Below are 21,047 nucleotides of genomic sequence, written 5' to 3' on the forward strand. Positions count from 1 at the left end.
CTAATCATGAGGCGCGAGGAGAGTCAATCCGGATTTCTGAAAAACGAAAAAATCGACAATTCGACCGTGTCAACACCTTATGCGACAAGGGAAATCGTGTTGCGATGCAGCATTTCGGCGTGCCAGAGCAAAAATCATAAAGCTTCTTGATTTATTGGAACGTTCCATCTATAGGCGCTGCCAAAGGGAGAGTTTCATGGACATCACCTTGCCCGAGGAGGGTGGCCGCCGCGCCAGCTACCGGCTTGTCGGTCGGCCCGCGCAGCCGGTTGCCGGGGCGCGGTTTTCGCGCGTCGCCTATGCCGCCGCCCATGTCGTCGCCGACCCCCTCGCCATGACCGACCCGTGGTCGCTGCCCGTCGTCGACTGGGACAGGACGATGGCGTTCCGCCATCACCTGTGGCGGCTCGGCTTCCGCATCGCCGAGGCGATGGACACCTCGCAGCGCGGCATGGGTTTCGACTGGGCAAACGCAAAGGAATTGATCCGCCGCTCGATTGCAGAGGCGCGGACCGTCGAAGGGGCCGATCTCGCTTCGGGGGCCGGCACCGATCATCTGGCGCCTTCCGCGGCGAGCACGCTCGACGATGTGATTGCCGCCTATGAGGAGCAGTTCGGCTTCATCGAGGGGCAGGGCGGCAAGGCGATCATGATGGCGAGCCGCGCGCTGGCGGCGGTCGCCAGGGGCCCGGACGACTATTCCAGCATCTACGACCGGATCCTCTCGCAGGCGTCAGGCAAAGTGATCCTGCACTGGCTGGGCGACATGTTCGATCCGGCCCTGAAGGGATACTGGGGCAGTGGCGATTTCGAGACGGCGCTCGATACGGTCGTGGCCATCATCGAGCGGCATGCCGGCAAGGTCGAAGGCATAAAAATATCGCTGCTCGATGCCAGCAAGGAGGTGGCGCTGCGGGATCGGTTGCCGGAAGGCGTCGTCATGTTCACCGGCGACGACTTCAACTACCCCGAGTTGATCGCCGGCGACGGCAGGAGGCACTCGCATGCGCTGCTCGGCATTTTCGACGCCATCGCGCCGGTCGCCAACGCGGCGCTGGCCAGGCTCACCGATGGCGACCGCGCCGGCTATGACGCACTGATGGCGCCGACGGTGCCGCTGTCGCGCAAGATCTTCGAGGCGCCGACCGAATATTACAAGGCCGGCATCGTCTTCATGGCATGGCTGAATGGCCATCAGGAGCATTTCGCGATGGTCGGCGGCATGCAGTCGGCGCGCGGCATCCTGCATTATGCCGATGTGTTCCGGCTGGCCGACCAGGCGGGATTGCTGGCCGATCCCGAGCTTGCGGTGGCCCGAATGAAGAGCCTCTGCGCCGTCGCAGGCGTTTGACCTCGACCACCGATCGGTTCCGTTCGAAGACCATAAATTTGCCTTGGCCGGGCAAATCTGTTTTCCCTGTTTCTCCCGAGGGGCGGGCGAAGACGGACAATGACGGGCAAAGTGGCGCTCATCACCGGCGTGACCGGGCAGGACGGAGCCTATCTGGCGCAATTGCTGCTTGAGAAGGGTTATGTCGTCCACGGCGTCAAACGCCGCTCGTCCTCATCAAACACCGGGCGTATCGAAGACCTCTATGTCGATCCGCATGAGCGCGACGCACGCCTCTTCCTGCACTATGGCGATCTGACCGACGCGGCCAACCTGATCCGCCTCGTGCAGGAGACGCGACCCGCCGAAATCTACAATCTCGGCGCCCAGAGCCATGTCCAGGTGAGTTTCGAGAACCCGGAATATACGGGCAATGCCAATGCGCTGGGGACGCTGCGGCTGCTGGAGGCGATCCGTATCCTCGGCCTCGAAAGGTCGGTGCGCTTCTATCAGGCGTCGACCTCGGAACTCTACGGCAAGGCGTCGGTGGCGCCGCAGAACGAGACGACGCCCTTCCGTCCGCGCTCGCCCTATGCGGCGGCCAAGCTCTACGCCTACTGGACGACGGTCAACTACCGCGAGGCCTATGGCATGTTCGCGGCCAACGGCATCCTGTTTAACCACGAGAGTCCATGCCGTGGCGAGACCTTCGTCACCCGCAAGATCACGCGCGCGGTGGCCGCGATCCATCACGGGCGGCAAGATGTGCTCTATCTCGGCAATATCGACGCCAGACGCGACTGGGGCCATGCGCGCGACTATGTCGAGGGCATGTGGCGCATCCTCCAGCACGACGAGGCCGACGATTTCGTGCTGGCGACGGGCGAGACGCATTCGGTGCGCGAATTCGTCGAACTGGCCTTCGCCGAGACGGGGCGCACCGTGCTCTGGCAAGGCCATGACGCAGACGAAGTGGGTATCGACGCCGTTTCGGGCGCGGTCCTGGTGCGCATCGACCCACGCTATTTCCGGCCAACCGAGGTCGACCTCCTGGTCGGCGACGCGTCCAAGGCGAGAGCCGTGCTGGGCTGGTCGCACAGGACCGGCTTCAGGGATCTGGTGGCGGAAATGGTGCAGGCCGACCTCGCGGATTTTGACGATGCAGCCATGGCAGGGCGGACGTTCCGCCCGGGGGTGGGCCGATGACTTTCGATTTGAAGGGCAAACGGGTCTTCGTTGCCGGGCACCGCGGCATGGTCGGCTCGGCTGTCGCGCGCCGACTGGCAGGCGAGGATTGCGAAATCCTGACGGTCGCGCGCAGCGAGCTCGACCTTCTCGACCAGGCCGGCGTGCGGCGCTGGATGGCCGAGCACAGGCCGGACGCAGTGGTAATGGCGGCCGCAAAGGTCGGCGGCATCCTGGCCAACGACACGCTTCCGGTCGACTTTCTCCACGAGAACCTGGTGGTGCAGACCAATGTCATGGAGAGCGCCTTCCGCTGCGAGGTGCGGAAGCTCCTGTTCCTCGGCTCGTCCTGCATTTATCCGAAGCTCGCGCCGCAGCCGATCCCCGAAGACGCGCTGTTGACCGGTCCGCTCGAGCCCACCAATGAATGGTACGCGGTCGCCAAGATCGCCGGGCTGAAACTCTGCCAGGCCTACCGGCGTCAGTATGGCGTGGACTACATCTCCGCCATGCCGACCAACCTCTATGGTCCGGGCGACAATTTCGACCTCACCAGCAGCCATGTCGTGCCGGCCCTCATGCGCAAGGCGCATGAGGTCAAGCGTGCCGGCGGGAAGCAGCTGGAGGTCTGGGGATCGGGCAGGCCAATGCGCGAGTTCCTGCATGTCGACGACGCCGCCGATGCGCTTGTCTGGCTGCTGAAGAACTATTCCGGCGACGGCCACGTCAATGTCGGCTCGGGAGAAGACATCAGCATTGGCAAGCTTGCCCGCACGATCCTGTCCGTGGTCGGCGTCGAAGCCACGGTAACCTTCGACGCGACAAAGCCGGACGGCACGCCGCGCAAGCTGCTGGACGTGTCGCGCCTGTTTGCAACGGGCTGGCGGCCGCGCTGCTCGCTGCGCGATGGATTGGAACAGACTTATGGGTGGTTTCTGCGGCATGTCGAGACAGGCGACGTTCGCCTCGGCGCGGGCTGAGCCGCAATCGACGCTGATTGCCGCAGCATGAGGGGATGGGCTGGGCAGCCACCTTCTGGCAATGGCCAACGCAAAGTCGGTCGTGGACGCGTTCGGCTACAGGCGCAATCGTGTCGTCGATGGAAGAGCGGTTCCACGCCACACGCGCCACTCGCTCACCAGCGGCAACGGCGCCTTGTTCGCCGGCGCATGGCGAAAGGCTTCGCAGAAATTTTCCGATTCGTTTGAACCAATCCTTGGAGGGACGCGACCCAGCGCTGCGTAACAAACGCGGTCCACAAGGAGAACGTCCATGCCTATTCTTTCGAGAAACGCCTTGCTTGCCATCGCCGCCGCTTCAGTGGTGGCGGGCTGTAAGACGACCACCCCCGGGATTGCGATAACCTCAAGCCGAACGTCACCTATCACGGCAAATGCTGCGGCATTGGCGATGCGCCGTGCCGCGAAGGCAAGAACGGCAACCACGACAGGCCCAACAGACCCGACCCTCGGCCGCAATGAGTGTAGGAGAGTAAGCCAGTGAGAGAGCAGGGCTGATTAGGCAGCGGCAAGATCCTGCTGCCGTATTGCCCTACTCTCTTGTTCCCGTGGGGATTTGTTAGGATGGTGGGCGTGACAAGGATTGAACTTGTGACCCCTGCAATGTCAATGCAGTGCTCTCCCGCTGAGCTACACGCCCATCCGATGCCGCGCATACACCATTTTTGATCCGGCGCGTCAATAGGTGGAAAAACGAAAGAAGGGCTCGTTTTGTCGCGCCCGAAGGCGCGCCGGGATCAAGCTGGAACGCCTCACGCCGCCTGCAGCATCTTCTCGACCTCGTTGACGAGGTCACGCAGGTGGAACGGCTTCGACAGTACCTTGGCGTCCTTCGGCGCCTTGGAATCAGGGTTGAGCGCTACTGCGGCGAAACCGGTGATGAACATGACCTTGAGGTCGGGATCGATCTCGGTGGCGCGGCGTGCAAGCTCGATGCCGTCCATCTCCGGCATGACGATATCGGTCAAAAGCAGCGAGAACGGTTCCTCGCGCAGCCGCTCATAGGCGCTGGCGCCATTGTCGAAATCGCTCACCTGATAGCCGGCGCGCTCCAATGCCTTGACGAGGAACCGGCGCATATCATCATCGTCTTCCGCCAGCAGAATGCGTGCCATCATGTCCCGTCCGAATCACCCGCCCGATGTTGATGCCGGGCAAGCCCGTTAACCATCCTGTATATGAGGAGGTGTCGGTAAACATCAAGTGAACGTTGGGCGCATAAGCCCGACTTTGACAACGGGGACAGAGCGCTGAAATGCTGGACATGCGGCCGGGGAGATGGCAGTTTTAGACCATGATGCAGTGCTGTTTCCTGGTTCGTTCACATTGAAGACGGCAGCCGAGGATTTTTCGGTCGTTCCACCCTTCGAAATCCGATCGGGCGCCGAGCAGCGCGTTCCCTTCCTCTTCAATTCGCCGCATAGCGGCCGCTACTATCCCGAGCGTTTTTTGGCCATGGCCAAGCTCGACAGCAACGCCATCCGCCGGTCGGAGGATTGCTATGTCGACGAATTGTTCGGCGGCGCCGTGGTGCTCGGCGCGCCCATGCTGGCGGCGAATTTCCCGCGCGCCTATCTCGACGTCAATCGGGAGCCCTGGGAGCTCGACCCGCGCATGTTCGCCGAGCCGGTGCCGGCCTTCTGCAACATCCGCTCCGCGCGGGTGGCGGGCGGGCTCGGCACCGTGCCGAAGCTGGTGGGGGAGGGGCTCGACATCTACTCCGGCCGCTTGCCACTGGCCGAGGCGGTGGCGCGCATCGAGACCGTCTACAAGCCCTATCACGAGACGCTGAAACGGCTGTTGACAAGAACCCATGCCAGGTTCGGCTATGCGGTGCTGATCGACTGCCATTCGATGCCGGCCAGCATAAGGGTCGGCGACAATGGCGTGCGGCCGGATTTCATCATTGGCGACCGTTTCGGGATTTCCGCAACGGCGGCGCTGACCGAGACGGCGATCGCCCTGCTCACCGGCATGGGCTACACGGTGGCCCACAACAAGCCCTATGCCGGGGGCTTCATCACCGAGCATTACGGCCGTCCGGCGCGCCATCTGCATGCGCTGCAGATCGAGGTCAATCGCGGGCTCTACATGAACGAGCGGACGTTCCAGAAATCGCCCGGCTTCGACGCGCTTGCCGACGACCTCACGCGCTTCTCGGCCGATCTGATGGCGATGCCGGACCATCATTTCGTCGATCTGCCGCTGGCCGCCGAGTAACGCCGGCACACCCGATCAGCGCCGCGAGCCGCGTGAAAAAAAGACCGCATCGTTTTCACGACACGGTCGAAGTCTAGGGAGGAAACGCCCAAGGAGGGCATGGACAGGAAAACCTGTCCGAGAACAAATCTATTGTGCGATGCACAAATGTCAATCGACTTCAGGCTTTTTTAATTCACTCTGATTGGGAAATTGCGTTTCGGTGGCGTTTGCGTGACATTCAGGCAACAGTTGCCGCGGTGCTAAATGATCCATGCCCCTTGTTCAGGCAGGAAATCATCGGCAAAGCACGGCATGCTGCAACGCGGGAGAATCAGTTGGACATCAGCATCGACTTCATGCGGCGCATCGCGCATGCCGCCGCCGCCGAGACCTTGCCGCGCTTCCGCAGCCAGGGCGCGGTCGTCAACAAGGAGGCGGGTAGCTTCGATCCGGTCACCGAGGCCGACCGCGAGGCCGAGCGGGTGATCCGGGCGCTGATATCGACGGAGTATCCCGAGCACGGCATTCTCGGCGAGGAGCACGGCAGCTCGAACATCTCCAGCCGGCATGTCTGGGTGATCGATCCGATCGACGGCACGCGCGCCTTCATCTCCGGCCTGCCGGTCTGGGGAACGCTGGTCGGATTGACGGTCGACGGCGAGGCCGTCGCCGGGCTGATGTCGCAGCCTTTCACCGGTGAGCTGTTCTATGCCAACGCATCCGGGTCCCACTATGAAGGTCCTGGCGGGCCGCGCAAGCTTGCGACGCGCAAGACCACCGACCTCGCCAGGGCGACGCTGTTCACCACCACGCCGGCGCTGTTTAAGGGCGAGGCGCGCTCGCGCTACGATCAGTTCGAAAAGCAGGTCCAGCTCGCCCGCTACGGCACCGATTGCTATGCCTTCGCCATGGTCGCGGCGGGAAGCGTCGACATCGTCGCCGATCCCGGGCTGAAACCCTACGATATCGTGGCGCTGATCCCGATCATCGAGAAGGCGGGCGGCGTCGTCACCACGTTCGAGGGCGGTCCGGCGGAGAAGGGCGGGGATATCCTGGCGGCGGCGACGCCTGAGCTGCACGCGGCGGCGATGGCTGCTCTGCGCGGCTGAGCCCCGCGATCGGTCCCTGGGGCGCGGCCAAGGATGCCGATCCTGGCAGCAGGCTGTCAGCCCGGTGGCCGTGCACCGGTCAGGGCGCGTCGCCGGTTCCGGGAATGAAGGCGTCGAAGGCGGCGAGGAGTTGCTCGCGATAGAGGTCTTTCTCCTGCAGGATCTCATGGTGGGCGCCGTCGATCATCAGCAGTGAGCCAAGGCGCAGGCGCCTGGCGTAGGCTTCCACCGCCTTGGTCGAGACGACCTGGTCGGCACCGGCGGCGATCACCAGCATCGGAACCTGGATCGCGCTCATGAAGTCCGGATCGCTGATCGTCTCGGACGCCTCGGCCGCAGCCTTCAGCCAGCGGATCGTCGGTCCGCCAAGCGCCAGCTGCGGCCAGGCTTCGTAGATGCCGGTGTTGCGCCGGTAACGCACGGGATCCGACGTCACCTTGTTGAGCTCAAACGGCGTCGTCTCCTTCGGCCGCGGTCCGATGGCGGCATAGAGCCGGCCAAGGCCGATCGCGCAGAACGCCGCGCAGACGCGGCGGACCGTGCTTATCGAGACAGGCAAATCGGGCAAGGTCAGGAAAGGCGCAATCAGCACCATGCGCCGCACCCGGTTGACCATCGACGGCGAAGCGAGCAGCGCGACCACCGCTCCGGCCGAATGGGCGAGGATGTAGTATGGTCCGCGACAGTCGGGCAGCACCACCTCCTCGAAGAACTGCTCGAGATCGCTGGCGTAGTCGCGGAAGCTGCGGACATAACCACGCTGCGGGTCGCCGGTCAGCCGGTCGGAAGCACCCTGGCCGCGCCAGTCGAGCGTTGCGACGCTGAAGCCGCGGCCGCAAAGATCGCGGATGGTCTCGAAATATTTCTCGGCGCACTCGTTGCGGCCGGTGAGCAGGACCACGGTGCCCTTGAGAGGGCGGGTGGTGGCGGCAAAGACGCCGTAGCGGATCTTCTTGCGGTCACGCGTGGTGAAGAAGCCGCCGGCGGCATTTTCCGGCGGCGGATTGTCCGGCGTCTGATAAAAAAGGTCCGTCATTCGGCGTTTCGTTCTTTGCTCTGCCGCCGCGGCTGGCGAGGTGTCGCACGGTGATAGACGGCCATGCGCCAAAAGCAAAGGCGTCGCGGAGATGGTGGAAGGCCAACCAACGAGGCCGGAAGCAGCCTTTGGCTGCTTCCGGCCCTTGTCGATCCGGGAGGAAGGGACGTTAACACCCGGCTCGGCCTCGTCGCGGCGTCTGTTGGGCGCGCCGCCTGGTCCTTGATCCTGGCAGCATCCTAACGCCGCCTGGCTGAACGCCGGCCGAAGCCGCGGTTCATCTGACGTTCATCGAGGCTCGAATGTTCCGTCGGCGAAAATCTTGAAATGCCCTTTTGCGCTTCCCAAATGTCTGGAGCGGTCGCCAATGTCGGGACCGCTGGTCCATCCGAAACGCCGTTCCGGGTTTCGCAGCGGCCAAACGCAAACTCTGTTGCTCAATAGGAGAACACCCTATGCGTCACGTTGATTTTTCCCCGCTCTATCGTTCGACCGTCGGTTTCGACCGTCTCTTCACCATGCTCGACTCGCTCGGCCAGCCCGACGGCGCGCAGACCTATCCGCCCTACAATATCGAGCGCACAGGCGAGAACGCCTATCGCATCTCGATGGCGGTTGCCGGCTTCTCGGAAGACGAGATCTCAATCGAGGCCCACCGCAACGTGCTGACCGTCAAGGGTGAGCGCAAGGAAGAGGGCAACGGCGAAGGCTCCGAGCTGCTCTATCGCGGCATTGCCTCGAGGGCTTTCGAGCGCCGCTTCCAGCTCGCCGACCATGTCGAGGTCGAGGGCGCCACGCTGAAGAACGGCCTGCTCTTCGTCGACCTCAAGCGCAACATTCCCGAGGAGCTGAAGCCGCGCAAGATCGCGATCACCCAGTCCTCGGACAAGGCCAGGCAGATCGAGGCCAAAGCGGCCGCGTAATCCGCGAGCACCATCCGTAAGACCAGTCTCCTCCCGAGACGAAAGCGGCGCCGAGAGGCGCCGCTTTTTGTTTGCGCGGATTTCTGTGCCATCCGCAACAAAGGCTTCTGGCCCTTTTGAAGCAGGCGCCGGCCCAGCATGAAGGGCGATGTCCGATTTTTCCCTGGCGCTGACGGCAACCATCGCCATCACCTTCCTGCCGGCCGGCGTCGTCAAGGGCGTGACCGGCATGGGCTTGCCGACGCTGGCGATGGGACTTCTGGGCACCGCTATGCCGCCTGTCACCGCGGCCTCGCTGCTGATCGTGCCGTCCTTCGTCACCAATGTCTGGCAGCTGTTCGCCGGCCCGAGCTTCGCGTCGATCCTGCGTCGGCTGTGGCTGATGATGGCCGGCATCATGGTCGGCACGATTGCCGGCGCGCGGTTGCTCGCCAGCGACAACGTCAAATGGACGACCGCCGGCCTCGGCGCCGCCCTTGTCCTCTACGCCACCTACACACTCCTGGCGCGGCGGCCCGGCATTCCGGCCAGGGCCGAGCGCTGGCTGTCGCCCATCATCGGCGTCCTCACCGGCCTCGTCACCGGCGGCACCGGCGTCTTCGTGGTGCCGGCCGTGCCCTACATCCAGGCGCTGGGGCCCGGCAGGGACGACCTGATCCAGGCGCTCGGCCTTTCCTTCACCGTGTCCACCATCGCGCTGGCGCTTGGCCTCGCCTCGCACGGAGCGTTCGAGGTCGAGCATCTCGCGATGTCGTCACTGGCGGTGCTGCCGGCCCTGCTCGGCATGTGGCTCGGCCAGCTGCTCAGGCAGCGCATCAGCCCGGCGACCTTCCGGCGCTGGTTTCTGATCTTCCTGATCGTGCTTGGCCTGGAACTGCTGGCGCGGCCGTTCCTGGGCTAGCCCTTAGCCCTTTGCCGCCAGCGCAGCCTCGACATTTTGTCGGTGAACGGCTTCGTATGGCGCGAAATACTCGACGGCCGTCGAGGCAAACATATCCGCGCCGAAGGTTCTCAGATCCTGCTTGGCCAGGTCAGGCTCTTGCCGGCAGGCAAGCAGTTTTCGAACATAGGCCTGGGTCGCGGCGATAAGGCTTCTGTCATAGCCACCTGCTGCAATTGTTTCGCAGGAACCGTGGTTGGGCAGGATGCGATCGAACCGCCAGCCGGCCATGCGCTCCAGGTCGATCAGATGTTCGGCAAGACGCTCCGGTTCGGAGACATAGGTGATCGAGTCCTCCAGCGTGTCGCCCGCCAGCAACAGGCCGGCATCGGGCATCAGCAGGACCGTGCCGTCATGGCTGTGGATTTCGACCTGGCGGAGTTCGACGGGGATCGCTCCGACGGTCAGATGGAGGTTGTTGTCGAATATCCTGTTGGGGAGCACGAGCGGCCTGATCGGCGGATTGCCGCCTTCGATCTCGGCCCGGCCACGTTCAAGGGCCGAGGCTGTGAGGCGGTTGGCGATGATCTCGCAATCATGGAACATCTCGTTCCCGGCAATATGATCGTCATGCCAGTGGCTGAGCACGACGCGGATCGAGGTCACGCCCATCTCTTCGAGCGTCCGCCGGACAAGGCGGGCGTGGGGCAGGGATATATGCGTGTCATAGACAAGCGCTTGCGATCCATCGACGATCGCATAAGTGCAAATGCCCAGCGAATAGGCGCCGTCGTCGAGCCAGTTCGGCTCCTCCGACCAGATGCGAACGCCATCGAGGCGGCCATCGTAGAAGCCGACAACGTTTGGCGCCGGACGAACCAGCCGCATGGTCGAGCCGAGAGAGGGCCTGGTCATCTGGTTCCTCCCGATGTCGCGAGCTCAAGCGAGCAACTGGCCGAGACGCTCGATCTCCTGCTTCGTCGTCGCGAAGCTGGCGACGAAGCGGTAGATCGCCTCGTTGTCGCCGAGATGGCCGTCAAAGCCCAGCGGCACGCCCCATTCATAGAATTTGGCGCCGGCGGCTTGCATCTTCTCGGCAGCGGCACGGTCGAGGATCGCGAACACCTCGTTTGCCTGTGGTAGCCAGGCCAGCCTGCCGGTCGGCGCATCCTCGATCGTCTCGGCCAGACGCGCGGCCATCGCATTGGCGTGGCCTGCCATTCTCAGCCAAAGGTCATCGGTGAAATAGGCTTCGAACTGAGCCGAGATGAAGCGCGCCTTGGAGAATGTCTGCCCGGCGCGTTGGCGAAGCAGGCGCAGGTCCTTGCCGACCTCCTGATTGAAGATCACGACAGCGTCGGCCATCCAGCAGCCGTTCTTGGTGGCGCCGAAGGAGATGATGTCGACGCCGCTCTTCCAGGTCATCTCGGCCGGCGTGACGCCGGTCGCGGCGATGGCGTTGGCGAAACGGGCACCGTCCATGTGGAGCGGCAGGCCGTGGCGACGGCTGACCTCGGCGATCGCCTTGACGTCGTCGACGGTGTAGACCGTGCCGACTTCGGTCGCCTGGGTGATGGTCACGGCCATCGGCTGGCCGCCGGGCGCGAGGTCCCGCGAATAGCGCTGGATGGCCTTGTCCAGCGGCTGCGGGTTGATGCGACCCAGAGGCCCGGGCACCGGCATCACGCGCGCGCCGCCAGTGTAGAAACCCATCGCGCCGAACTCATCGACATTGATATGCGCTTCGGAATGGCAAAGCGCGATGCCGCCGATACGGTTCAACGCTGCCATCGACAATGCGTTCGCCGCTGTGCCGGTCGCGACGAAGAACACCTGGACGTCGCTTTCGAAGATCTCGCTGAAACGGCGATAGACGGCGCGGTCGAGGTCGCCGTCGCCATAGGCGGTGGCGATGCCCGCCGCGTGCCGGGATAGGTTGGCCGAGATGTCGGGATGGACGCCCGCCCAGTTGTCGGATGCAAAGAACATCGAGAGGTCCGTAGCTGATTTGCAGAAGCCGGCGCGACTTGACCGTTTTGGTCTTGCAAGTGCAAGGGGCCAATTGCCGGGAAAGCGGTGATGCCAGCCGACGCCGAAATCGGCAGCGACCGAAGCTTACGCTTTGTCGCCCTCTGGCGAAATTTTGTGTCGCGGCGCGGCCAAGATTTTTGTGAATCGGTCTTGTGCGCGCGCCTGATTTCTGCCATAAAAAATTTAGGACAGTAGTGCTGTCTTATTTTGTCGCACAAAACAGGCTGGACTGGCGTATCATGTGGGCCATTCCGGCCGTTGCCGCGAGCGACGGGTAGACGGCTCGGCTCTGGCCTGTACGATACCGGATACGAACCGGGCGGCGCACCGCATGGTTCGGCAACGATTTCGCAAGACGTGCAGCAAGGATGAGGGGGAAGCATCGCGCTTCCCAAGGCAAACCAGCGCCTCAAAGGGGCGCGGAACGGAGGACGGGACGATGACGGAATTGACGCCATCTGCGATTAACGGCCAGGCCGCGCAGACGAAAGCGGCAGCCGTCAAAACCGCGACCCGCACCGCCACCGGCATGGCCGCTCAGGGCCTTTACGATCCGCGCAACGAGCACGACGCTTGCGGCGTCGGGTTCATCGTCAACATGAAGGGCGTGAAATCGCACCAGATCGTCAAGGACGGCCTTGCCGTGCTGGAGAACCTGACGCATCGCGGCGCCGTCGGCGCCGACCCGCTCGTGGGCGATGGCGCCGGCGTGCTGGTGCAGCTTCCCGACCGCTTCTTCCGCGAGGAGATGGCGGCCCAGGGCATCGAACTGCCGCCGGCGGGCCAGTACGGTGTCGGACACTGGTTCATGCCGCAAGACGCGGCGCTGCGCGCCCATATCGAGGATATCATCATCGAATCGGCGCAGTCCGAGGGGCTGCCGCTGCTAGGCTTCCGTGACGTGCCCGTTGACAATTCGTCGCTGTCGAAGGCGCCGGATATCGTGGCGTCCGAGCCGTTTCATCGGCAGGTCTTCATCGGCCGCACGCCCGACATCACCGATGACGAGGAGTACGAGGCCAGACTCTATCTGCTGCGCAAGGTGATATCGGGCCGCATCTACGCCGAAAACGACAACAAGGACATCGGCGCCTATTGCGTGTCGCTGTCGGCGCGCACCCTCGTCTACAAGGGCATGTTCCTGGCCTATCAGGTCGGGGCCTACTACAGGGACCTCAGCGATCCGCGCTTCGAGACCGCGCTGATCCTCGTCCACCAGCGTTTCTCGACCAACACCTTCCCGTCGTGGAAGCTGGCGCATCCCTACCGCATGGTCGCGCACAATGGCGAGATCAACACGGTGCGCGGCAACAACAACTGGATGGCGGCCCGCCAGGCCTCGGTCGATTCCGAACTGTTCGGCAACAACATTTCGAAGCTCTGGCCGATCTCCTATGAAGGCCAGTCGGACACGGCGTGCTTCGACAATGCGCTCGAATTCCTGTTCCAGGGCGGGTACAGCCTCAGCCACGCCATGATGATGCTGATCCCGGAAGCCTGGGCCGGCAACAAGCTCATGGACGCCGACCGCAAGGCCTTCTACGAGTACCACGCGGCACTTATGGAGCCGTGGGACGGGCCGGCGGCGGTCGTGTTCACCGATGGCCGCCAGATTGGCGCCACGCTCGACCGCAACGGCCTGCGCCCGGCGCGCTACATCGTCACCGACGACGACCGCGTCATCATGGCGTCCGAGGCCGGCGTGCTGCCGGTGCCTGAGGAAAGGATCGTCCAGAAGTGGCGGCTGCAGCCCGGCCGCATGCTGCTGATCGACCTCGCCAAGGGCCGCATCGTTTCCGACGAGGAGATCAAATCGGAGATCGCGACCAGGCATCCCTACAAGAACTGGCTCGCCAACACGCAGCTCATCCTGGAAGACCTGAAGCCGGTCGAGCCGCGCGCGCTGCGCAAGGATGTCAGCCTGCTCGATCGCCAGCAGGCATTCGGTTACAGCCAGGAAGACACCAAGCTTTTGATGGCGCCGATGGCCACAACCGGCCAGGAAGCGGTCGGCTCGATGGGCACCGACACGCCGATCTCGGCGATGTCGGACAAGTCGAAGCTTCTCTACACCTATTTCAAGCAGAACTTCGCCCAGGTCACCAACCCGCCGATCGACCCGATCCGCGAGGAACTGGTGATGAGCCTGGTGTCGTTCATCGGACCGCGGCCGAACATCTTCGACCTTGTCGGCAATTCGCGCCGCAAGAGGCTCGAGGTGCGCCAGCCGATCCTGACCAATGGCGATCTCGAGAAGATCCGCTCGATCGGCCACACCGAGGACCGTTTCGACACCAAGACGATCGACATCACCTACGGTGCGAACGAGAATGCCGCTGGCATGCAGGGCGCCATCGACCGGCTCTGCGAGCGCGCCGAAGCGGCGGTCGCCGGCGGCTACAACATCATCATCCTGTCCGATCGCCAGCTCGGGCCGGACCGCATCGCCATTCCGGCGCTGCTCGCAACGGCAGCGGTGCATCACCACCTGATCCGCAAGGGATTGCGCACCTCGGTCGGCCTGGTCGTCGAATCCGGCGAACCGCGCGAGGTGCATCATTTCTGCTGCCTCGCCGGCTACGGCGCCGAAGCGATCAATCCGTACCTCGCCTTCGACACGCTGCTCGACATGCACAAGCGCGGCGAACTGCCGGAGGAGGTCGACGCTTACGAAGTGGTTTCGCGCTACATCAAGTCGATCGGCAAGGGCATCCTCAAGGTGATGTCCAAGATGGGCATCTCCACCTACCAGTCCTATTGCGGCGCGCAGATCTTCGACGCCATCGGGCTGAAGTCGGATTTCGTCGAGAAGTACTTCACCGGCACCGCGACGCTGATCGAGGGCGTCGGGCTGGACGAGATCGCGGCCGAGACGATCAGCCGCCACACCGACGGCTTCGGCAACGATCCGGTGCTGCGCAGCAGCCTGGAGGTCGGCGGCGAGTACATGTTCCGCATGCGCGGCGAGGCGCATATGTGGTCGCCGGACGCGGTCGCCACCCTACAGCATGCGGTGCGCCAGGGGTCATGGGATACGTTCAAGGATTATTCCGCGCAGATCGACAGCGAGACGGCCCGCGCCCAGACCATCCGAGGCCTGTTCAAGATCAGGCTCGCCGAGGAGACCGGACGCAAGAAGGTCGCGATCGACGAGGTCATGCCGGCGGCGGAGATCGTCAAACGCTTCTCGACCGGTGCGATGTCGTTCGGCTCGATCTCCAGGGAAGCGCACACGACGCTGGCGCGCGCCATGAACGCCATCGGCGGCAAGTCGAACACCGGCGAGGGCGGCGAAGAGGCCGACCGCTACCTGCCGCTGCCCGGCGGCGGCAGGAACCCGGAGCGTTCGGCGATCAAGCAGGTTGCATCAGGACGATTCGGCGTGACGGCGGAATATCTCGTCAACTCGGACGTCATGCAGATCAAGGTCGCGCAGGGCGCCAAGCCCGGCGAGGGCGGACAGCTGCCCGGACACAAGGTCGACGCGACCATCGCCAAGGTCAGGCATTCGACGCCCGGCGTCGGCCTGATCTCGCCGCCGCCGCACCACGACATCTATTCGATCGAGGATCTGGCGCAGCTCATCTACGACCTGAAGAACGTCAACCCGGCGGCCGACGTCTCGGTCAAGCTGGTGTCGGAGGTCGGCGTCGGCACGGTCGCGGCCGGCGTTGCCAAGGCGCGCGCCGACCACATCACCATCTCGGGCTATGACGGCGGCACCGGCGCTTCGCCGCTGACCTCGCTCAAGCATGCCGGCAGCCCGTGGGAAATGGGCCTCGCCGAGACGCATCAGACGCTGGTGCTCAACGGCCTCAGGTCGCGCGTGGCGCTGCAGGTCGACGGCGGCCTGCGCACCGGGCGCGACGTCATCATCGGCGCGCTGCTCGGCGCCGACGAGTTCGGCTTCTCGACCGCGCCGCTGATCGCGGCCGGCTGCATCATGATGCGCAAGTGCCACCTCAATACCTGCCCGGTCGGCGTGGCGACGCAGGACCCGGTGCTGCGCAAGCGCTTCAAGGGCACGCCCGAGCACGTCATCAACTTCTTCTTCTATGTGGCGGAAGAGGTGCGCGCGCTGCTCGCCGAAATGGGCTTCACCCATCTCGACCAGATCATCGGCGACACCGATCTTCTGGAGAAGCGCGACGTAATCCAGCACTGGAAGGCGCGCGGGCTCGATTTCGGCAAGATGTTCTTCAAGCCGGACGCGCCGCACGAGGCGGTGCACTGGACCGAGCGCCAGAAGCATCCGATCGACGACGTGCTCGACCGCAAGCTGATCGAGCTGGCCAAGCCGGCGCTGGAAGCCAAGCAGGCCGTCTCCATCGAGCTGCCGATCCGCAACGTCGACCGTTCGGCGGGCGCGATGCTGTCGGGCGAAGTGGCCAAGCGCTTCAAGCACAAGGGGCTGCGCGAGGACACGATCCAGGTGAAGCTTACCGGCACCGCCGGCCAATCCTTCGGCGCCTTCCTGGCGCGGGGCGTCTCGTTCGAGCTGGTCGGCGCCGGCAATGACTATGTCGGCAAGGGCCTGTCGGGCGGCCGTATCGTCATCCGCCCGCCAGAAGAGGCCAAGATCGTCGCGGCCGAATCCATCATCGTCGGCAATACGGTGCTTTACGGCGCCACCGAGGGCGAAGCCTATTTCGCCGGCGTCGCCGGCGAGCGCTTCGCGGTGCGCAATTCGGGCGTCGCGGCAGTCGTCGAAGGCGTCGGCGACCATGGCTGCGAATACATGACCGGCGGCATCGTCGTCGTGCTCGGCAAAACGGGGCGCAACTTCGCCGCCGGCATGTCGGGCGGCGTCGCCTATGTGCTCGACGAGAAGGGCGATTTCGCCGAACGCTGCAACATGGCGATGGTCGAGCTGGAGCCGGTCCCCGAGGAAGACGACCTCATGGAGAAGCTGCTGCATCACGGCGGCGATCTGGACCACAAGGGTCGCGTCGACGTCTCCGGCGACATGACCAGCCATGACGAGGAGCGGCTCTACCAGCTGATCTCGAACCACGTGCATTTCACGGGCTCGGCGCGCGGCCGTGAAATCCTCGACAACTGGGCGGCGTTCCGGCCGAAATTCCGCAAGATCATGCCGGTCGAGTATCGCCGCGCGCTGATCGAGATGGAACGCATGCGCATGAGCGTGGCGGCCGAATAAGCATTGGACGGGCCGGAGAGATGGATCTCCGGCCGCCATCCTCACCAACAATCCTGACCCCGGACTGCGGTTGCCATGGCGGCCTTATGGGGTTAACGGGTGCGCCGACAAGTGCGTGCCTTCGGACAGCAGGGACTGGACTATGGGCAAGGTAACAGGGTTTCTTGAGATCGACCGGCAGGTGCACAAGTACCAGCCGGCCTCCGACCGCATCCGGCATTTCCGCGAATTCACGCTGCCGATGTCGGACAAGGAGGTCGAGAAGCAGGCCGCGCGCTGCATGGATTGCGGCATTCCGTTCTGCCACGGGCCGACCGGCTGCCCGATTCACAACCAGATCCCCGACTGGAACGACCTCGTCTACAATGGCGACTGGGACAATGCGATCCGCAACCTGCATTCGACCAACAACTTCCCGGAATTCACCGGCCGCATCTGCCCGGCGCCTTGCGAGGAAGCCTGCACGCTGAACCTCGAGGACATTCCGGTCGCCATCAAGACGGTCGAGCAGGCGATCGCCGACAAGGCCTACGAAACCGGCCATATCCGGCCCTATCCGCCGGAGAAGAAGACCGGCAAGCGCGTCGCCGTCATCGGCTCCGGCCCGGCCGGCATGGCGGCGGCCCAGCAGCTCGGCCGCGCCGGCCATGACGTGCACGTCTACGAGCGCGAGAGTCGTCCGGGCGGGCTGATGCGTTACGGCATCCCGGACTTCAAGATCGAGAAGCACTATATCGACCGGCGCATCGAGCAGATGCAGGGCGAGGGCGTCACCTTCCACTGCGGCGTCAATGTCGGCGTCGACAAGCCCGTGGCCGAACTGCTCGCCGAATATGACGCGGTGCTCTATTGCGGCGGCTCGGAAATGCCGCGCGCCGCCAACATACCGGGCGACGACCTCGGCGGCGTGCATGACGCCATGCCCTATCTGGTGCAGCAGAACCGCCGTGTCGGCGGCGAGCCGATCCAGTCGGTGGCGTGGCCCTCGCATCCGATCATCGCCAGCGGCCAGCATGTCGTCGTCGTCGGTGGCGGCGACACCGCGTCCGACTGCGTCGGCACCGCCTTCCGCCAAGGCGCGGTGCGCGTCACCCAGCTCGACATCCGCCCGCAGCCGCCGGAGAAGGAAGACAAGCTCGCCGTCTGGCCCTACTGGGCGACCAAGATGCGCACCTCGTCCTCGCAGGCCGAGGGCGCCGAGCGCGAATTCCAGGTGGCGACGCTTGAATTCATCGGCGAGGACGGCCAGCTGACCGGCGTCCGCTGCTGTGAGGTCGACGAGAAGCGCAAGCCGATCGCCGGCACCGAATTCGTCATCCGCGCCGATCTCGCCTTCATCGCCATCGGCTTTGCCGGGCCGGCCGCCACCGGCGTGGCGAGCGAGCTGGATGGACAGATGAGGATCGTCACCGACAGCCGCCGCTCGAAGAATGTCGAGGCCAATGACCGCGACTACAAGACCAGCGTCGAAAGGCTTTACGCGGCGGGCGACGTGCGCCGTGGCCAGTCGCTGGTGGTGTGGGCGATCCGCGAGGGCCGCCAGGCGGCGCGCTCGATCGACGAGGCGCTGATGGGATCGAGCGTTTTACCTCGTTAAGGGTTGATAGCCGTCGTCGTATCCGGTGTCGCGGCTGACGTTGCGGGCTGGGTTTTCGGCGGCCAGGAGAAATCGTCGGCGCGGCCGGGCGAGGCAGCGGGCGCCTTGCCCTCGATGACGAGTTTCTCGCCAGGTAAATTCGGATTCGCCTTGGCGGGCGCCGCCGCGCCGAGAAGCTCGGAGCCGCCGTCCAGCGCCGGATCGCCGAGCAGCATCGGCACGGTGCGGTCGATCACGATCGGAGCGGCATTGGCCGCCGGCGCTTCGACCGGGGCGCCGGCCGGCGCGGAGACCGTTGTCACGCTTCCGGGCGCGGCCAGCCCGAGGATCTTGGCCAGCGGCTTTTCGGTGTAGAAGGCAAGCTTGCGCTTGCCGGCCTTCGAGACATTGATGCCGTCGTCCGAGCGCAGCCGCACAGCCTGGCCGTTGATGTCGGGGCCGGTGGTGACGAAAGCGCCGTTCTCGTCGACGAAACCGTCCCAGACATCGACGAACTCGCCGCCATGCTTTTCGGCGGCCGAGCGGTAGATGTCGTTGAAGGCCAGCATGTCCGAAGTCATCTTCGGCAACCGGAAGGCCGGCATGCCGACCCACAGGAACGGCACCTTGGCCTCCGCAATGGCCTTGCCCAGCGCATCGGTGCGGCGCTCATATTCCTTGGTCCAGTTCTCGGATCGCGGCTGTTCGCGCACGTCGCCGACCTTCATCTGCTGGCGGTCGTTGGAGCCGAGCATGACGACGACGACCGATGGTTTCTCGGTCTCGATCAGCGTTTTGATCTGTTCTGGCCAGTTGTAGAAATCATCGCGCACGAAGCCGGAAGAGCCGTTGCTGCGCACCGCGATCCTGACGCCGGCGTTTTCGGCGAAGGCGGTGTCCAGGCCCTCGCCGAGACCGCTCGCCATGAAATCGCCGACCACAAGCACGACGCGGGCATCCGGCGTCTTCTCGACGATCGGCGTCTGTGGCACTGCCGGGAGGCGCGGCTTGGATTTCCTGGTCTTTGCCTTCGGCCTTGCCTTCTGGATGTCGAGCGGCGGCTCGATGCGCTCGCTGCGGCGCGGGAACAGCAAGTCACGCAGCGACCAGCCGCGGCTCTGCTCCTCCTGCGCCATGGCGGGCGTGTGGAAGGCGCTGGCCGCGGCCACCATCAGGACGCCAAGGGCCAGGATCAGGATCGGCGTGCGACGAACGATCGCCCGTATGCGCCCAGCCGAAACCAATCACTTCCTCCGTCCCTGAAGCGGTCCTATTTCTTGCGGAGCCATTTGAGCACTTCCATGCTCGGATAGCCATCCTGGGTCAAGCCGGCCTTCGCCTGGAAGGCCATGATGGCGGCTTTCGATCCCTCGCCGATCTTGCCGTCGAACTTGCCGTCATAGTAGCCGTGCTCGGAAAGCCGTTGCTGCAGTTCCTGCCGCTCCTCGAAGCTCAGCTTGGTGAAGGGCCGTTTCCAGTCCTGCACCAGGCCGCTGCCACCAGCGATCTCGTCGGCAAGAAGGCCCACGGCGAGCGCGTATTTGTCGGCGTTGTTGTAGGCCTTGATGACCGAGAAATTCTTGATCATCAGGAAGGCTGGCCCACCGCGGCCGTCGGGCACTTTCAGCGTCGCCTTGTCGGAGCCGTTCTTGAACGGCTTGCCGTTGGCCCTGACGACGCCAAGCGCCTGCCATTGCGCCAGCGTCTTCGAGCCGGCGGGAAGCTTGCCGGCCGGCAGGACGACCTCGTAGCCCCAGGTCTTGCCGGCCTGCCAGCCGTTCTTCCTCAGCAGATTGGCGGCCGTCGCCAGCGCATCGGGGATCGAGTTCCAGATGTCGCGCTTGCCGTTGCCGTCCATGTCGACGGCATAATGCTGGTAGCTGGTCGGGATGAACTGGGTGTGGCCCATGGCGCCGGCCCACGAGCCGCTGAGATGGCTTTCGTCGATGTCGCCGCTCTGCAGGATCTTCAACGCCGCGATCAGCTGGGTGCGGGCGAATTTCGAACGCCGCGGGTCGGCATAGCCAAGTGTCGCCAGCGAGCGGATGACATTGCGCATGATGTCGTTGCGCTTGAGGATCTCGCCATAGTTCGATTCCATCGACCAGATGGCGAGCAGGATGTTGCGGTCGACGCCGAACCGCGCCTCGATCCTGTCCAGCCACGGCTTCCATTTCCTGGCCATCTGCTGGCCGACGGCGACCGACTGGTCGTGCACGCGGTTGTCGAAATAGTCCCAGGCGGGTGCCGTGAACTCGGGCTGGGTGCGGGCCTTTTCCAGCACCACCGGATCGACATCGGTGATGTTCCTGAAGGCCTGGTCGTAGATCGCACCGGAGACGCCGCTCTGCACCGCCGTGGCGCGGAAGCTGGCAACCCATTGCCGGAATCCGGCATCGGCGAAAGCAGGTCCCGCGGGCATCAGCAGGGTAAGCGACAGGCTGGCCGCCGTCACGACGCTTGCGAGGCGCTTTGCGGTGCTGCGAACGGACATCTGTTCCTCCTTCTTCATGTCAGGAAGATCATTCATCGCCGAACCCGGTTAGTATTTAGTTTACCATAGGTGGGGTCGGGAACGAAAAGACGCGACGATGC

Annotated in this window: 16 protein-coding genes and 1 tRNA gene; 9 read left to right on the top strand and 8 right to left on the bottom strand. The window is 64.3% G+C overall.

Going from position 1 to position 21,047, the window contains the following annotated elements:
• Positions 1 to 196: 196 nt before the first annotated feature.
• The 3 genes from EJ073_RS27725 to EJ073_RS27735 all read left to right on the top strand — a co-directional run bounded on the left by EJ073_RS27725 (position 197) and on the right by EJ073_RS27735 (position 3,495).
• Positions 197 to 1,351 carry a dihydrodipicolinate synthase family protein gene (locus tag EJ073_RS27725; RefSeq protein WP_126058408.1) on the top strand — a complete coding sequence of 385 codons (1,155 nt, stop codon included), beginning with the start codon at positions 197 to 199 and terminating at the stop codon, positions 1,349 to 1,351.
• Positions 1,352 to 1,450: 99 nt separating this feature from the next.
• Positions 1,451 to 2,536: a GDP-mannose 4,6-dehydratase gene (gene gmd, locus EJ073_RS27730; protein WP_126058409.1), complete on the top strand. Its 1,086-nt coding sequence runs from the start codon at positions 1,451 to 1,453 to the stop codon at positions 2,534 to 2,536.
• On the top strand, positions 2,533 to 3,495 hold the full coding sequence (locus EJ073_RS27735) for a GDP-L-fucose synthase (RefSeq protein WP_126058410.1): 963 nt from the start codon (positions 2,533 to 2,535) through the stop codon (positions 3,493 to 3,495). The genes gmd and EJ073_RS27735 overlap by 4 nt, the downstream gene beginning before the upstream one ends.
• Before the next feature lie 96 nt (positions 3,496 to 3,591).
• Here the strand turns inward: EJ073_RS27735 and EJ073_RS31775 are convergent, their stop codons facing one another.
• From EJ073_RS31775 to EJ073_RS27750, 3 genes are all read right to left on the bottom strand, one after another.
• Complete coding sequence (locus EJ073_RS31775; RefSeq protein WP_190233811.1) at positions 3,592 to 3,960, bottom strand: hypothetical protein; 369 nt, start codon at positions 3,958 to 3,960, stop codon at positions 3,592 to 3,594.
• 139 nt (positions 3,961 to 4,099) lie between these two features.
• A tRNA-Val gene (locus tag EJ073_RS27745) sits at positions 4,100 to 4,174 on the bottom strand.
• A gap of 112 nt (positions 4,175 to 4,286) precedes the next feature.
• Entirely contained in the window at positions 4,287 to 4,649 is a 363-nt protein-coding gene (locus EJ073_RS27750; RefSeq protein WP_006199474.1) for a response regulator, read from the bottom strand.
• A 163-nt stretch (positions 4,650 to 4,812) separates the two neighbouring features.
• Between EJ073_RS27750 and EJ073_RS27755 the strand changes: the two genes are divergently transcribed.
• Both EJ073_RS27755 and hisN read left to right on the top strand, forming a co-directional pair.
• Positions 4,813 to 5,754, top strand: coding sequence for an N-formylglutamate amidohydrolase (locus tag EJ073_RS27755; protein WP_126058411.1), 942 nt, complete (start codon positions 4,813 to 4,815; stop codon positions 5,752 to 5,754).
• Between the two features lie 317 nt (positions 5,755 to 6,071).
• Positions 6,072 to 6,845, top strand: a complete 774-nt coding sequence (gene hisN / locus EJ073_RS27760) for a histidinol-phosphatase (protein ID WP_126058412.1) — start codon at positions 6,072 to 6,074, stop codon at positions 6,843 to 6,845.
• Between the two features lie 79 nt (positions 6,846 to 6,924).
• Here hisN and EJ073_RS27765 read toward each other — a convergent pair whose 3' ends face one another.
• Positions 6,925 to 7,881 carry an alpha/beta hydrolase gene (locus tag EJ073_RS27765; protein ID WP_126058413.1) on the bottom strand — a complete coding sequence of 319 codons (957 nt, stop codon included), beginning with the start codon at positions 7,879 to 7,881 and terminating at the stop codon, positions 6,925 to 6,927.
• A gap of 455 nt (positions 7,882 to 8,336) precedes the next feature.
• On the opposite strand from EJ073_RS27765, the gene EJ073_RS27770 reads away from it, so the two are divergent.
• Both EJ073_RS27770 and EJ073_RS27775 read left to right on the top strand, forming a co-directional pair.
• Entirely contained in the window at positions 8,337 to 8,804 is a 468-nt protein-coding gene (locus EJ073_RS27770; RefSeq protein ID WP_126058414.1) for an Hsp20 family protein, read from the top strand.
• Between the two features lie 148 nt (positions 8,805 to 8,952).
• Positions 8,953 to 9,705, top strand: coding sequence for a sulfite exporter TauE/SafE family protein (locus EJ073_RS27775; RefSeq protein WP_126058415.1), 753 nt, complete (start codon positions 8,953 to 8,955; stop codon positions 9,703 to 9,705).
• 3 nt (positions 9,706 to 9,708) lie between these two features.
• On the opposite strand, the gene EJ073_RS27780 is transcribed toward EJ073_RS27775, so the two are convergent.
• Both EJ073_RS27780 and EJ073_RS27785 read right to left on the bottom strand, forming a co-directional pair.
• Entirely contained in the window at positions 9,709 to 10,599 is an 891-nt protein-coding gene (locus tag EJ073_RS27780) for an MBL fold metallo-hydrolase (protein ID WP_126058416.1), read from the bottom strand.
• A gap of 24 nt (positions 10,600 to 10,623) precedes the next feature.
• Entirely contained in the window at positions 10,624 to 11,673 is a 1,050-nt protein-coding gene (locus EJ073_RS27785) for a low specificity L-threonine aldolase (protein WP_126058417.1), read from the bottom strand.
• 481 nt (positions 11,674 to 12,154) lie between these two features.
• Between EJ073_RS27785 and gltB the strand changes: the two genes are divergently transcribed.
• Together gltB and EJ073_RS27795 are read left to right on the top strand one after the other, a co-directional pair.
• Positions 12,155 to 16,876 carry a glutamate synthase large subunit gene (gene gltB / locus EJ073_RS27790; protein WP_126058418.1) on the top strand — a complete coding sequence of 1,574 codons (4,722 nt, stop codon included), beginning with the start codon at positions 12,155 to 12,157 and terminating at the stop codon, positions 16,874 to 16,876.
• Positions 16,877 to 17,018: 142 nt separating this feature from the next.
• Positions 17,019 to 18,473, top strand: coding sequence for a glutamate synthase subunit beta (locus EJ073_RS27795; RefSeq protein WP_126058419.1), 1,455 nt, complete (start codon positions 17,019 to 17,021; stop codon positions 18,471 to 18,473).
• Here the strand turns inward: EJ073_RS27795 and EJ073_RS27800 are convergent.
• Positions 18,470 to 19,696 carry a DUF459 domain-containing protein gene (locus tag EJ073_RS27800; RefSeq protein WP_126058420.1) on the bottom strand — a complete coding sequence of 409 codons (1,227 nt, stop codon included), beginning with the start codon at positions 19,694 to 19,696 and terminating at the stop codon, positions 18,470 to 18,472. The genes EJ073_RS27795 and EJ073_RS27800 overlap by 4 nt on opposite strands.
• Before the next feature lie 26 nt (positions 19,697 to 19,722).
• The gene (locus tag EJ073_RS27805) at positions 19,723 to 20,946 is read right to left on the bottom strand and encodes a lytic murein transglycosylase (protein ID WP_126058421.1); all 1,224 of its coding nucleotides are present in this window, start codon (positions 20,944 to 20,946) and stop codon (positions 19,723 to 19,725) included.
• Between the last annotated feature and the right edge of the window lie 101 nt (positions 20,947 to 21,047).

It is taken from the genome of Mesorhizobium sp. M4B.F.Ca.ET.058.02.1.1, from assembly GCF_003952505.1.
GTDB lineage: Bacteria > Pseudomonadota > Alphaproteobacteria > Rhizobiales > Rhizobiaceae > Mesorhizobium.